A 13,763-nucleotide genomic window follows, 5' to 3' on the forward strand; every position below is an offset into this window, starting at 1 on the left:
GGGTCAGCCGGCGAAGAACTCGCTGAGTTCGGTGATCAGCTTGTCCGGCGCGCGGTTGACGCCGTCGTGGCCGGCCCCGGGCAGGATGGTGTAGCTCGAACCGGACAGGACGTCGTGGATCTGGCCGCACGCTATCCCGAAGTAGGCCGGGCTCTTCTCGCCCACAATAATGAGGGTTTCCAGCGGCAATGCCAGGAACGGTTCGGCAGGCATGTCCGCAGCGATGATCGCCTTGATCTCCCGGACCCCGGTCGTCATCAATTCGCGCTGCTGCTTGCCCACCGGCGTTCCGGCGGTGAGCTTGTTGGCCAGGGTCAGCATGGAGAGGGGCATCCGTGAGGACAGGGCCCCGCCCGTCTCGAGTCCCCGGAGCAGCACTGCGAGGGCGCGGTCGTCGTCACCGGCCGCGGTGGCGCGTTCGTATTCGGCGATCCAGTCGGCCTTGACGCTGTGGTTCACGGAGACGGCGGGATCGTAGACTGCCAGGCGTTCCACCGGGAGGGTCCGTGCGGCGTGGAGCGCAACTGCGCCGCCGAAGCTGTGGCCGAACACGTCCGTGCTGGCCGTGTGCCTCATCACGGTGTCCAGGTCCCGGATGTCAACATCCAGCGTGTAGTCGTTCGGCTGCGCGGACGATGCGCCCCGCCCACGACGGTTGAACGTGTGCACCGGGCGGCCCAGCGATGCGCTCAGCTTCTGGGCAAAGCGCGTGTAGTCCGCTGCGGTGACCATTGAGGCCTGAACGACGACGACGCCCGAGCCCGCCGAAGCCAGTTCGGCTCCCGTGGTGTAGAGCTCCAGCGTTCCGCCGTCGGGTGTTTTGATGTTCTCGCGCGTCATGTTCCGAGCCTACCCGGGGCGGCAGGAACCGCACAGCAGCAGGGGGCCGGCAGGAACGTGCGTCAGCCCTTGTAGTAGCGTGCGTCAGCCCTTGTAGTAGGAGGAGATGTCCTCGACCAGTTCCTTAACTGCCGCGGGAATGGAGGCGTGGACGCACTTGGGTGAGACCTGGAGGGCGCTTCCGGGAACGGCGCGGTGCAGCAGTTCGGCTGTCACCTTGTAGTACCGGGGACTTTTGGAGCCGACCATGAACCTGGTGTTCGGCGGGAGGACGGAAAAATCCCGGACGTGGTCGGCTTCATCAAACACCGCCTTGAGCTCGCCCACGCCGCTGGGCATGACCTCTTTGAAGAGCCGGTTCACCTTGGTCCGCGACACCAGCGCCATCAGCCCGGCGAGGACCGGCTCCGGAATCCTGGCCATGGCCGTGCCGGGCTGCATGCCTTTCTTGAGTTTGGCCAGGGCGTGCGGGACGTTTCCCTCGTTGACCGAGCGTTCAAAACTGTCCAGCCAGGACGTATCCACGCTGCCGTCGATGTTTACTGCAGCGTCATAGACCGCAAGCTTGTCGGGCTGGTGTGCGGTGCCGACGAACTCCTGCACCGCATTGAGCGCCACGGAGCCGCCCAGACTGTGCCCGAAAAGGTTGCGGGCGCCGGTGGCATCCATGATGGTCCTGACATCGGCGATCTCGGTGGCCATGGAGTAGTCCGCAGGCTGCGGCGTGGAATCGCCGCGGCCGCGCCGGTCGTAGACGTCCACCGCCCAGCCGTCGCCGAGGCCCTTGGACAGCGCCTCGGAAAACGGCCGGTAGATCAGTGCCGTGAGGAAGGCTCCGCCGATCACCACAACCCGGCGCTCGCCGGGGGCATCCACGGTTCCGTAACTGTACAAAGCCAGCCGCCCGCCGTCGTCCGTTGCGATGGCCCGCTGCTTCACTGTTGCCTCACGTTCCCGGATTTCCTTCACTGGCCCATCCTAAAACGGCTGCCCTGCGGGAACCGGGCGGCGCGGATGCGCTGGACCCGCAGGCCGGCGTCGTTGGCCAGGAACCGCGCGGTGGTGAGGGCCAGGCGGTGCCCGGGGCGGAGCGGGCCCTCGTGCAGCTGCCCGGGAACCAGGGCGAAGTCGATGCTCGGGACTGCCTCCGCGAGCAGGCGGCCGGTCTCGGCGAAGTACGGCGGGCTCCAGCCTCCGCTGAGCATCAGGGTGGGTGTGGTGACACCGGCGAAGTCCGCCAGCTCGGCGTCCGCGTCCAGTACGGCCCGCATTTCGACGACGGCGGTAGGCAGCAGCTGACGCATTTCGGCGCCAAGGCGGGTCCGGGCGGACAGGATGCTCAGCATCCGCAGGGCACCGAGCGGGAGTTTGGAAACCGGCCCGGCTGTTTCCAGGCCCTGGACCAGGTGCGCCCACGCGTGGTCAAGCTGTCCCGCCGCCATGGAGTGTTCAAGTTCCGGCCGCCACCGCCGGCTCAGGCTGCCGGAGAGGGAAACCGCGGCGTCATAGGTAACGAGCCGGCGGATCGGCTCCGTCCGGGCCGCCTGCAGGGCCACGAAGCCGCCGTAGCTGTGGGCCACCACGTCCGTGGAGCCGGTTGCCCGCATGACGTCACGGAGGTCGCTGATCTCCGTCGCCACCGAGTAGTCTCCGGGCTGGCCCGAGGAACCGCCGCGCCCTCGGCGGTTATAGGTATGCACCGGCCTCCCCAGCAGGCGTGCGATCTTCATCGCGAACGGCCGGTACAGTGCGTCGGTTACCAGCGTTCCGTGAATGACGACGACGCCGGGTTGCCCGGCGCTGTTCCCGCCGCTACCGAAAGAGTGCAGCTCAAGGTGGCCGTCGCCGTCGTCCGTGCCAATCGTCCGAGTTTCCACAGCCCCGAGTCTATTCCTCTCCCCGCAGCCTCCTTCCGCTAGGAGTTTTTGTCCAGATAATGGGGGATAAGTGTCACTTTGGAGCCATTATCTGGACAAAAACTCCCGGGTGGGCCGGATCATGGGTGGCCGGAAAACATGCCGGGGAACTCCCGGTAAACTTAGGGATTGTGACTTCCCAAAACACCCCCACCCCGACCAATGCTGCCGAACCGGCGGACGCCAGCGAGCAGATGCGCATTCGCATGGAGAAGCGCGCCAAGCTGATTGAGCGCGGCGTCGAGGCCTATCCGGTGGGTGTTGAACGCACGCATTCCCTGAGCGAGATCCGGGAGAAGTACGCGCACCTTGAGGCCGACGAGACCACCGGAGACATTGTGGGCGTCACCGGCCGCATCGTATTCATCCGGAACACCGGCAAGCTCTGCTTCGCCACGCTCCAGGAGGGCGGCACGGACGGTAAGGGCACACGCCTGCAGGCCATGCTGAGCCTTGCCAACGTGGGCGAAGAGTCCCTGGCCGAATGGAAGGCCCTGGTTGACTTGGGCGACCACGTCTTCATCAAGGGTGAGGTCATTTCCTCCCGCCGCGGCGAGCTGTCAGTGATGGCCGATTCCTGGTCCATGGCGTCCAAGGCGCTGCGCCCGCTGCCGGTGCTGCACGCCGGCCTGAACGAGGAAACCCGCGTTCGCCAGCGCTATGTGGACCTGATGGTCCGTGATGAAGCCCGCGAGATGGTCTACACCCGCGCCGCGATCACCCGTTCCATCCGGGAAAGCCTGCACCGCCGCAACTACGTCGAGGTGGAAACCCCGATGCTCCAACTGGTCCACGGCGGTGCCCTGGCCCGGCCGTTCGAGACCCACATGAACGCCTTCGACCAGAAGATGACCCTGCGCATCGCCACCGAGCTGTACCTCAAGCGCGCCGTGGTGGGCGGTATCGACCGCGTGTACGACATGGGCCGGGTGTTCCGCAACGAGGGCGTGGACTCCACGCACAGCCCGGAATTCACCACGCTGGAATGCTACGAAGCCTGGGCCGACCAGTTCGTCATGGCGGACCGTATCAAGGAGATCATCCTCGACGCCGCTGACGCCGCCGGTGTGGGCCGCACCATCCAGACCGAAGCCGGGGAGATCAACCTCGACGGCGAATGGACCTGGCTGGCCGTCTACCCCGGACTCTCCGACGCCGTGGGACAGGAAATCACACCGGACACCACGGTGGAGGAACTGCGGGTTGTGGCGGCCAAGCACGACGTCAAGGTGGATCCGAAGTGGGATGCCGAAAAGCTGGCCGTTGAACTGTTCGGCGAAATCGTGGAACCCACCCTGCTGAACCCCACGTTCGTCTACGACTACCCGCCCTCCGCCCAGCCGCTGGCACGCCAGCACCGCAATGACGACCGCCTGATCGAGGCCTGGGACCTGATCATCGGCGGCATGGAACGCGGCACGGCCTTTTCGGAGCTGATCGACCCCGTGATCCAGCGGGAACGCCTCACCGAACAGTCAATGCATGCAGCGGCCGGAGACGTCGAGGCCATGCAGTTGGATGAGGATTTCCTCCGGGCGCTGGAGTACGGCGCCCCGCCCATGGGCGGCATCGGGCTGGGCATTGACCGCCTGGTGATGCTGTTCACCGGGGCCGGCATCCGCGAGACCATCCTTTTCCCGCTCCTGAAGCCCGAAGGACACTGACCGTGGAGTACGTCGCAGTCCTCCTGCCGTCCCTTGTGGTCGGTTTGCTGTTCTGGTTTGCCATGAAGTCCATCTTCAATGCGGACAAATCGGAGCGCCAGGCTGAAGCGCGCGCCCAGGCCGAAGCTGACGCCAGTGCCGCCGAATCCAAGCCCGGACCGAATGGTGCGCCAAATACGGGAACGAATGCCGGCAACGGCAACGGCAACGGAACAAACTAATACTCCCTGTATATTCCTTCCCACCATTCACAGGAACCTTTTGCCGCTTTGACGCGTTGCCATAAACCGGGGGATACTTTTTACAGATACATCCTGCTTTTCTGAATACCCGTCCTTTCCAAAAGAGAGAATTTATATGGCACAGAAAGTGAAAATCATCCTTGTCGATGATCTGGATGGGGGAACCGCGGACGAAACTGTCCGATTTGGCCTTGACGGCGTCAGCTACGAAATTGACCTGTCGGCTGCCAATGCTGCAGAACTCCGCTCCTCACTGGACCGGTTTGTTTCAAGCGCACGTAAGACGTCCACCGGCCGCGCCACCCGCACCAAGGTCTCGGGCGGCCGTAATCAGGACTCTGCACAGATTCGTCAGTGGGCCAGGGAGAATGGCTACGCGGTTAACAGCCGCGGCCGCATCCAGGCTGAAATTCAGGAAGCCTACCAGAAGGCAAATTCCTAGCACTGCCGCAGTTTTGCGTGGAAAAGCAATGCCCCTGCCAATCGGCGGGGGCATTGCCATTTGAATAGCCCGCCCGGCAGTGCGGCGCAGCCAGGGTAAAACGGCGGCGGTTATTCCGGGGGTATTGCGGCGGGAAACTGGCCGGGGGACAAGTTCCGGGCCGGCGCGGTGCAATTGGGGCCCGCCGATGGCCGGATTCCTGGCCCGCAACATAGCCAATACGCTCCGGGAGCGCGCGGGCCGGAACCTCCGACGGCAGGTGGCGTCAACCCCGGGAACCTGACCCGGGTTTCCCCTGTGGCGAACACGCTCCACAAGTGCGGGTCTGCCACGTAGCATCAAAGTACGTCGTAGCTAGGAGTGTGGCGAAATGTTTGAGCGATTTACGGACCGTGCCCGTCGCGTAGTTGTGCTTGCCCAAGAAGAGGCACGCATGCTGAACCACAATTACATCGGTACCGAACACATCCTCTTGGGTCTGATCCATGAGGGTGAGGGCGTTGCCGCCAAAGCTCTGGAGTCCTTGAGCATTTCGCTCGACGGCGTGCGCGAGCAGGTGCAGGAGATCATCGGCCAGGGCCAGCAGGCCCCGTCCGGCCATATCCCTTTCACCCCGCGCGCCAAGAAGGTGCTGGAGCTTTCGCTCCGCGAAGCCCTGCAGCTGGGCCATAACTACATCGGCACGGAGCATATCCTGCTGGGGCTCATCCGCGAGGGTGAAGGCGTGGCCGCCCAGGTGCTCGTGAAGCTCGGAGCGGACCTCAACCGCGTCCGCCAGCAGGTGATCCAGCTGCTCTCGGGTTACCAGGGCAAGGAGACCACCGGCGCAGGCGTCGGCGCCGGCCAGCCGGAGGGTACTCCCGCCGGTTCCGTGGTCCTGGACCAGTTCGGCCGCAACCTGACCCAGGCTGCGCGCGAGAACAAACTGGATCCGGTCATCGGACGTGAACAGGAAATGGAACGCGTCATGCAGGTCCTTTCCCGGCGCACCAAGAACAACCCCGTCCTCATCGGCGAGCCCGGCGTCGGCAAGACAGCCGTCGTCGAAGGACTCGCCCAGGCGATCGTCCGCGGGGACGTCCCGGAGACCATCAAGGACAAGCAGCTCTACACGCTGGACCTTGGGTCCCTGGTGGCAGGCTCCCGCTACCGCGGTGACTTCGAAGAGCGCCTGAAGAAGGTCCTCAAGGAGATCCGCACCCGCGGCGACATCATCCTGTTCATCGACGAAATCCACACCCTGGTGGGTGCGGGTGCGGCCGAAGGTGCCATCGATGCCGCATCCATCCTGAAGCCGATGCTGGCGCGCGGCGAGCTCCAGACCATCGGTGCCACCACGCTGGACGAGTACCGCAAGCACATCGAAAAGGACGCAGCGCTCGAGCGCCGCTTCCAGCCGATCCAGGTCAAGGAACCCTCGGTGGCTCACGCGATCGAGATCCTCAAGGGCCTGCGTGACCGCTATGAGGCCCACCACCGGGTAACCATCACCGACGGCGCCCTCGCCTCCGCGGCCAACCTGTCCGAACGCTACATCTCGGACCGGTTCCTGCCGGACAAGGCGATTGACCTCATCGATGAAGCCGGTGCGCGCCTGCGCATCCGCCGGATGACCGCTCCGCCGGAGCTGAAGGCCATGGACGAGCGCATCGCCGAACTCAAGATGGAGAAGGAGTCCGCGATTGACGCGCAGGACTTCGAAGGCGCCGCCTCGCTGCGCGACAAGGAGCAGAAGCTCATTGCCGAGCGGGCCGAGAAGGAACGCCACTGGAAGACCGGCGGCATGGATGACATCTCCGAGGTTGATGAGGATCTCATCGCCGAGGTGCTGGCAAACTCCACCGGCATTCCGGTCTTCAAGCTGACCGAGGAGGAGTCCTCGCGCCTGCTGAAGATGGAAGACGAACTGCACAAGCGCGTCGTTGGCCAGAACGAGGCCATCAAGGCCCTGTCCCAGGCCATCCGGCGCACCCGTGCAGGCCTGAAGGACCCGAAGCGTCCGGGCGGCTCGTTTATCTTCGCCGGCCCCACCGGCGTCGGCAAGACCGAGCTCGCCAAGGCCCTCGCGGAGTTCCTGTTCGGTGAAGAGGACGCCCTCATCACCCTGGACATGTCCGAATACTCCGAGAAGCACACGGTGTCGCGCCTCTTCGGTGCGCCTCCGGGCTACGTCGGCTACGAAGAAGGCGGGCAGCTGACTGAGAAGGTCCGCCGCCGTCCGTTCTCCGTGGTGCTGTTCGATGAAGTGGAGAAGGCCCACGCGGACCTCTTCAACTCACTGCTGCAGATCCTGGAAGACGGCCGCCTGACCGACTCCCAGGGCCGCGTGGTGGACTTCAAGAACACCGTGATCATCATGACCACCAACCTCGGAACGCGGGACATCTCCAAGAGCGTTGCCACGGGCTTCCAGTCCGGCACGGACACGCAGACCGGGTACAACCGGATGCGCGCCCGGGTCACTGAAGAGCTCAAGCAGCACTTCCGCCCCGAGTTCCTGAACCGTGTTGACGACGTTGTGGTGTTCCCGCAGCTGACCCAGGACGAGATCATCGAGATCGTGGACCTGTTCGTGAGCCGCTTGGAGAAGCGCCTCAAGGACAAGGACATGGGCATCGAGCTCACCAAGGCTGCCAAGGTCCTGCTGGCAACCCGCGGCTACGATCCCGCAATGGGTGCACGGCCGCTGCGCCGCACCATCCAGCGCGAGATCGAGGACCAGCTGTCCGAGAAGATCCTCTTCGGAGAGATCCACGCGGGCGACATCGTAGTGGTGGATGTGGACGGCGAAGGCGACGACGCCAAGTTCACCTTCGAAGGAAACGCCAAGCCGCGCATCCCGGAAATCGCTCCGAGCGTCTAGAGCATCACCGCCAAGGCCCGTCTGCTCCGGAAGGAGTGGGCGGGCTTTTGCGTTTCCCTGGGTTCCGGTCCCGTGGCTGGGTCCGGCGCTGACGGCCGAGACATTTGCCGGCGCTTCGGTCGTTCCTCCCTTAGGCGGCGCCTACACAAATGCCTGACCGGCAGCGCGGCAGCGCCCCAGCACCGTTGCGCCAAACGCACGCCTGCGCCGTCGCCTTCCGCTTTGGCGTGTGGGTTCTGAGAGCATTGTTTCACTAGTAGTGAACTTGCTGTGATCCGGCCCACAGTCGGTGTTGAATCTTTTCATGGCTTCTGAGGACTCAGCGATCCTGAGCGAACAACCGGCGACCCCTTTTCACGACATTGACCACTACCTCGCCATACCCCGGGTGAGCGGGCTGGCGTTGAGCCCGGACGGGCAGCGCCTGGTGACCACCGTCTCCACGCTGAACGGCAAGGGCACGGAGTATGTCACTGCCCTGTGGGAGCTGGACCCCGCGGGGGAGAAGCACGCCCGCCGGATCACCCGGAGCGCCAAGGGCGAGGCCGGCGCGGCCTTTGCCGCCACGGGGGACCTCTACTTCACATCGGCCCGCCCCGATCCCGATAGCCCGGATGACGACCCCGTCAGCGCCCTCTGGCAACTGCCGGCGGACGGCGGCGAAGCCCGCGTGGTCCTGTCGCGCACCGGCGGGATCAGCCACGTGATCACTGCACGGGACTCGGACGCCGCCTTCGTCACGGCGTCCGTGCTGGCAGGTTCCGCCGACGAGGAAGCGGATGAGGCTCGGCGGAAGAGCCGCAAGGACAACAAGGTGTCCGCGATCCTTCACAGCGGCTACCCGGTGCGGTACTGGGATGCCGACCTGGGGCCGGACCAGCCGCGTATCTTCGCCGTTGAGCCGGGGGAGGACAAGGATCCCGGCAAACCGGCGACGGTTGACGCGGCCGCACCGCTGAAGCTCCGGAACCTCACGCCGGAGGCAGCCGGCATGCTGCGCAACGCGGACTCGGTGGTCAGCCCCGACGGGAGGACGATCTACACCAGCTTCGACAAGCCACTCGCCAAAGCGGACTCACGCTCCGTCCTGGTGGCTATTGACGTGGCCACCGCAACACACAAGGTCCTGCTGGACCGGGAAGGCATGAGCTACTTCGCGGGACCGGTGAGCCCCGACAACCGTACGCTCGTGGTGCTGAGCGAATCCGACACCACTCCCCGCCAGGCTCCGCAGGTCAAGCTCCATCTCCTGGACGTCAGTGCGCCGGGGGAGCCGGAAGCAAACCTCAGGCCGCTGGCCCCTGAATGGGACCGCTGGGCCATCAAAGCTGCGTGGTTGCCGGACGCCTCTGCCCTCCTGGTAACGGCCGACGACGACGGCGCCTCCCCGGTCTTCCGCATCACTCCCGCCGGGGCCGGGGGAGGGGCCGGCGGAGCGGCCGGCGACGACGAAGTCACCCGCGTGACGCTCGACGCTGCGGCATATACCGACGTCGTGGTTTCACCGGACGGATTGAGCGCCTACGCTCTGCGGAGCTCGTACGAATTTCCGCCCGAGGCGGTACGGATCGACCTGGCGAGCGGACAGGTCACCAGGCTCCAGGCTCCCGCCGAGCGCCCCCGCATCCAGGGATCACTGGAGCGCATGGAGGCGACTGCCGCCGATGGCGCCCGGATTCCCGCCTACCTTGCGCTGCCGGAGGGTGCCTCTGCCCGGAACCAGGCGCCGCTGCTGCTCTGGATCCACGGCGGACCCCTGGGCTCCTGGAATGCGTGGACGTGGCGCTGGAACCCGTGGCTCTTGGTGGCCAAGGGTTATGCCGTCCTCCTGCCGGATCCCGCCCTGTCCACCGGGTACGGCCAGTCCTACATTCAGCGTGGCTGGGGAGAGTGGGGCCGGGCGCCATTTACGGACCTCATGAAAATCACGGACGTCGTGGTGGAGCGCCCGGACATTGATGCGTCGCGGACGGCTGCCATGGGCGGCTCCTTCGGTGGATACATGGCCAACTGGGTGGCGGGGCAGACGGACCGCTTCAACGCGATCGTCACCCATGCCAGCCTATGGGCCCTTGACCAGTTCGGCCCCACCACTGACGCCTCGCAGTACTGGCTGAAGGAAATGACGGCCGAGATGGCACTGGCGAATTCGCCCCACCTGCACGTCGAGAAGATCAGCACCCCCATGCTGGTGATCCACGGTGACAAGGACTACCGCGTGCCCATTGGCGAGGGGCTGCGGCTCTGGTACGAACTCCTGTCCAAATCGCAGCTGGCGGCCGACGGCAACGGCCGGACACCGCATCGCTTCCTCTACTACCCGGACGAGAACCACTGGATCCTGCAGCCGCAGCACGCCAAGGTCTGGTACGGGGTCGTCGAGCACTTCCTGGCGAAGAATGTGCTGGACCAGGACGCGCCTTTGCCCGCTGAACTGGGGCTCTAGGTACCCCCGGCTCGTAAGATGGGGCTGTGACTGAGACCTTCCGCATCCGCCCTGCCCGCACCAGCGATGTAGCTGCCATCAAGCGCCTCGTGGCCCCGCTGGCGGACAAGAGGATCCTCATGGCCAAGGAGACGGTGGCGTACTACGAAAGCCTGCAGGAGTTCCGGATCGCGGAGTCGGCCGACGGCGAGGTGATCGGCTGCGGCGCCCTGCACGTCATGTGGGAGGACCTGGCCGAGGTGCGAACCCTGGCGGCCTCCGATGCATGGCGCGGCAAGGGTGTGGGACACGTCCTGGTGGAAAGCCTCCTGGAGGAAGCCAGGGCGCTGGGCGTTTCGCGTGTGTTCTGCCTGACCTTCGAAGTGGACTTCTTCAAGAAGCACGGCTTCGATGTGATGGCGGACCAGACGGCGGTGGACCCGGTGGTCTATTCCGAGTTGCTGCGTTCGCATGACGAAGGTGTGGCTGAGTTTCTGGACCTCGCGCGGGTCAAGCCCAACACCCTGGGCAATACGCGCATGATCAGGTTCCTGTAGGCCTTTCCCCGCCTTGCGGATTATGCCTGACTTCTGGCTCTTCCCATATATCGAATCGATGTATAAAATTAATCACGGTTGCCTGGTAGTACCCGAATCCCGAAACCACTTCAAAGGACAGAAATGCGCGAATACGCCATTTTTCCGGATTTTTCGGCGTTCCAAATGGATCTTCCTGCGGATCCGGCCCGGAACGATCCTCCGGGCCGGTGCCGTGAGGCGTCGGTATTCCATATCGGCGCCGCCGCGTGGCCGGATCTTCTCCCGGGCTCCTGGGGAAACCGCTGAGCCAGGCCGGGGGGATCCAAGACAGGAAAGGAAAGGGACAGTCAATTGGGGGCTGTCCCTTTCGTTTTGCCCTTTTAGGCCGGGCATTCGCCGGACGATTCGACAGGGCGCTACCGTTGCCACGGCCGCGGTAGTAGGGTCAAGACAAAGCCGCCAGGTCACTCCAGGGAGCACTCCAATGAAGAAGCTGATCAACGATCCCCGCGCTGTAGTAGACGAGTCCGTGGAAGGCTTCGGCCTTGCGCATGCGGACATTGTGACCGTGAGCGCCGAGCCGAAATTCATTACCCGGAAGGACGCCCCCGTGGCCGGGAAAGTGGGCCTTGTCAGCGGCGGCGGCAGCGGCCACGAACCGCTTCACGGCGGGTTCGTCGGGCTGGGAATGCTTGACGCCGCGGTGCCGGGTGCAGTCTTCACTTCGCCCACGCCTGATCAGATCATTCCCGCGACGCTCGCCGTAAACTCGGGTGCCGGCGTCGTCCACATCGTCAAGAACTACACGGGCGACGTCCTGAATTTCGAAACGGCCGCCGAAATGGCGGAGGCCGAAGGCGTGCAGGTCCGCACCGTACTGGTGAACGACGACGTCGCCGTGGAGGACTCGCTGTACACGGCAGGTCGGCGCGGCGTGGGCGGTACCGTCCTGGTGGAGAAGATCGCCGGTGCGGCTGCCGAACGCGGGGATGACCTGGATGCTGTCGCCGCCATCGGGGACCGGGTCAACCAAAACGTCCGCAGCATGGGCGTCGCGCTGTCCGCCTGTACGGTCCCGCACGCAGGGGTGCCCAGCTTTGACCTGGAAGAGAACGAAATCGAAATCGGCATCGGGATCCACGGGGAGCCCGGACGGCACCGGATCCCGATGGAAAACGCCGACGGCATCACCGACCGCCTCCTGGAACCCATCCTGTCCGACCTGGGCATTGCCTCCGGCGAGAAGGTGCTCCTGTTCGTGAACGGCATGGGCGGGACGCCGCAAAGCGAGCTCTATATCGTCTACCGCCGTGCAGCACAGGTGCTCGCGGAGAAAGGCGTCACGGTGGAGCGCTCCCTGGTGGGCAACTACATCACCTCCCTGGAGATGCAGGGCTGCTCCATCACCGTGCTGCGGCTCGACGATGAACTGACCAGCCTCTGGGACGCCCCGGTCCACACCGCCGCGCTGCGCTGGGGCGTCTGACCGTGGGGCTGGACGTTGACTGGGCCGTAAGGTGGCTGACCCTTTCCGCGCAGGCGATGGCGGACCACCGGGTGGAACTGATTGAGCTGGACCGCGCCATCGGGGATTCCGACCACGGCGAAAACATGGACCGCGGCTTCAAGGCGGTGATGGAGAAACTCGCCGAAGCGCCGCCCGCCACCCCGGGAGCTGCCTTGAAACTCACGGCCATGGCACTGATGTCCAAAGTGGGCGGAGCGGCCGGGCCCCTCTACGGCACGGCTTTCCTGCGTGCCTCCACATCGTTGGGCGATACGGAGGACATCGATCCCGCCGCGCTCGCCGCTGCCATCCAGGCCGCCCGTGACGGCGTTGTGGCCCGGGGGAAGGCCGAATCCGGCGATAAAACGATGGTGGACGCCTGGACGCCCGCCGTCGACGCCGCGGCAGCGCAGGCCGCTGCGGGGGACGGGGATGTCCTCAAGGTCCTCCTGGCGGCCGCGGAAGCCGCCGAAGCGGGTGCCGTTGCCACTGATCCGCTCATCGCCCGCAAAGGGCGCGCCAGCTACCTCGGCGAACGCAGCGCCGGCCACCGGGACCCCGGCGCAGTTTCCACCGCACTCATCTTGCGCGCCGCGGCCGGTGCGGCCGGATGACGGTCAGCCTCGTGGTGGTGTCCCATAGCGAAAAGATCGCCGACGGCGCGGCGGAGCTGGCCGCCCAAATGGCACCCGACGTCGTGATCCTCCCGGCGGGCGGTACCGACGACGGCAGGATCGGCACCAGCCTTGAAAAGGTCATGGCCGCCCTGGACCAGGCGGCCGGCGAAGACGGCATCGTGGTGCTTACGGACCTCGGCTCCGCCGTGATGACGGCCGAATCGGCGGTGGAGTTCCTGCCGGATCCGGACACTGTCCTGTTGGCCGATGCTCCGCTGGTCGAGGGGCTGGTGGCTGCAGCGGTCGCCGCTCAGTCGGGAGCGGACGCCACGGGAGTGAAGCAGGCCGCCGAAGCGGTCCGCCGCGCACCTGCGGCGGAGGCGCCTGCCGAGGCGGAGACGCTGGGACCCCCCGAAGCCACGGGCGATTTCGAGCTGGTCAACCAGGCCGGCATGCATGCCCGGCCCGCAGCGAAGATCGCCGGGGGACTGGCAGGCCTGGATGCTGAGGTGACGGTCAACGGTATGGATGGCGCTTCCATGACCGGCCTGATGACCCTGGGCGCAGGCAAGGGATCCATCCTCCACGTCGAGGCCTGGGGTCCGGACGCGGCCAGGGCCGTGAAGTACGTCGGCGGCCTGGTGGAAGCGGGGTTCGGGGAGCCCTGAGGGCACCGGCGGCGGGAGGTCCGGCCGCGCCGGACGGTCC

12 protein-coding genes are annotated in these 13,763 nt (G+C 65.5%); 9 read left to right on the plus strand and 3 right to left on the minus strand.

Annotated features, from left to right (window positions below):
* Positions 1-3: 3 nt before the first annotated feature.
* From ACSQ12_RS00945 to ACSQ12_RS00955, 3 genes are all read right to left on the minus strand, one after another.
* Positions 4-840, minus strand: coding sequence for an alpha/beta fold hydrolase (locus tag ACSQ12_RS00945; protein ID WP_209741663.1), 837 nt, complete (start codon positions 838-840; stop codon positions 4-6).
* An 84-nt stretch (positions 841-924) separates the two neighbouring features.
* A complete protein-coding gene (locus ACSQ12_RS00950) occupies positions 925-1,779 on the minus strand; it encodes an alpha/beta fold hydrolase (protein ID WP_436066900.1) in 855 nt (284 codons plus the stop codon).
* 26 nt (positions 1,780-1,805) lie between these two features.
* Positions 1,806-2,717, minus strand: a complete 912-nt coding sequence (locus ACSQ12_RS00955) for an alpha/beta fold hydrolase (RefSeq protein WP_436063967.1) — start codon at positions 2,715-2,717, stop codon at positions 1,806-1,808.
* A gap of 170 nt (positions 2,718-2,887) precedes the next feature.
* Between ACSQ12_RS00955 and lysS the strand changes: the two genes are divergently transcribed.
* The 9 genes from lysS (at position 2,888) to dhaM (ending at position 13,723) form a co-directional block, all read left to right on the plus strand.
* Positions 2,888-4,420, plus strand: a complete 1,533-nt coding sequence (lysS, locus tag ACSQ12_RS00960; protein WP_436063968.1) for a lysine--tRNA ligase — start codon at positions 2,888-2,890, stop codon at positions 4,418-4,420.
* A 2-nt stretch (positions 4,421-4,422) separates the two neighbouring features.
* Positions 4,423-4,641 carry a hypothetical protein gene (locus tag ACSQ12_RS00965; RefSeq protein WP_436063969.1) on the plus strand — a complete coding sequence of 73 codons (219 nt, stop codon included), beginning with the start codon at positions 4,423-4,425 and terminating at the stop codon, positions 4,639-4,641.
* Positions 4,642-4,777: 136 nt separating this feature from the next.
* Complete coding sequence (locus ACSQ12_RS00970; protein WP_436063970.1) at positions 4,778-5,104, plus strand: histone-like nucleoid-structuring protein Lsr2; 327 nt, start codon at positions 4,778-4,780, stop codon at positions 5,102-5,104.
* Between the two features lie 370 nt (positions 5,105-5,474).
* A complete protein-coding gene (locus ACSQ12_RS00975) occupies positions 5,475-7,967 on the plus strand; it encodes an ATP-dependent Clp protease ATP-binding subunit (RefSeq protein WP_011690039.1) in 2,493 nt (830 codons plus the stop codon).
* Between the two features lie 304 nt (positions 7,968-8,271).
* Positions 8,272-10,413, plus strand: coding sequence for a prolyl oligopeptidase family serine peptidase (locus ACSQ12_RS00980; protein WP_436063971.1), 2,142 nt, complete (start codon positions 8,272-8,274; stop codon positions 10,411-10,413).
* A 26-nt stretch (positions 10,414-10,439) separates the two neighbouring features.
* Complete coding sequence (locus tag ACSQ12_RS00985; RefSeq protein ID WP_011690041.1) at positions 10,440-10,949, plus strand: amino-acid N-acetyltransferase; 510 nt, start codon at positions 10,440-10,442, stop codon at positions 10,947-10,949.
* A 466-nt stretch (positions 10,950-11,415) separates the two neighbouring features.
* Entirely contained in the window at positions 11,416-12,417 is a 1,002-nt protein-coding gene (gene dhaK / locus ACSQ12_RS00990; RefSeq protein WP_436063972.1) for a dihydroxyacetone kinase subunit DhaK, read from the plus strand.
* Positions 12,418-12,419: 2 nt separating this feature from the next.
* Positions 12,420-13,052, plus strand: coding sequence for a dihydroxyacetone kinase subunit DhaL (gene dhaL, locus ACSQ12_RS00995; RefSeq protein WP_209741658.1), 633 nt, complete (start codon positions 12,420-12,422; stop codon positions 13,050-13,052).
* On the plus strand, positions 13,049-13,723 hold the full coding sequence (gene dhaM / locus ACSQ12_RS01000; protein WP_436063973.1) for a dihydroxyacetone kinase phosphoryl donor subunit DhaM: 675 nt from the start codon (positions 13,049-13,051) through the stop codon (positions 13,721-13,723). Before dhaL ends, dhaM begins: the two co-directional genes overlap by 4 nt.
* Positions 13,724-13,763 lie beyond the last annotated feature (40 nt).

Source organism: Arthrobacter sp. LjRoot14, from assembly GCF_964253905.1.
In the GTDB taxonomy this organism is placed as follows: Bacteria; Actinomycetota; Actinomycetes; order Actinomycetales; family Micrococcaceae; genus Arthrobacter.

Excerpts from the sequence above, each read along its gene's own strand:
- dhaM (WP_436063973.1), top strand. The coding sequence starts at position 13,049 with ATGACGGTCAGCCTCGTGGTGGTGTCCCATAGCGAAAAGATCGCCGAC.
- ACSQ12_RS00980 (WP_436063971.1), top strand. The coding sequence starts at position 8,272 with ATGGCTTCTGAGGACTCAGCGATCCTGAGCGAACAACCGGCGACCCCT.
- ACSQ12_RS00975 (WP_011690039.1), top strand. The coding sequence starts at position 5,475 with ATGTTTGAGCGATTTACGGACCGTGCCCGTCGCGTAGTTGTGCTTGCC.
- ACSQ12_RS00970 (WP_436063970.1), top strand. The coding sequence starts at position 4,778 with ATGGCACAGAAAGTGAAAATCATCCTTGTCGATGATCTGGATGGGGGA.
- dhaK (WP_436063972.1), top strand. The coding sequence starts at position 11,416 with ATGAAGAAGCTGATCAACGATCCCCGCGCTGTAGTAGACGAGTCCGTG.
- ACSQ12_RS00945 (WP_209741663.1), bottom strand. The coding sequence starts at position 840 with ATGACGCGCGAGAACATCAAAACACCCGACGGCGGAACGCTGGAGCTC.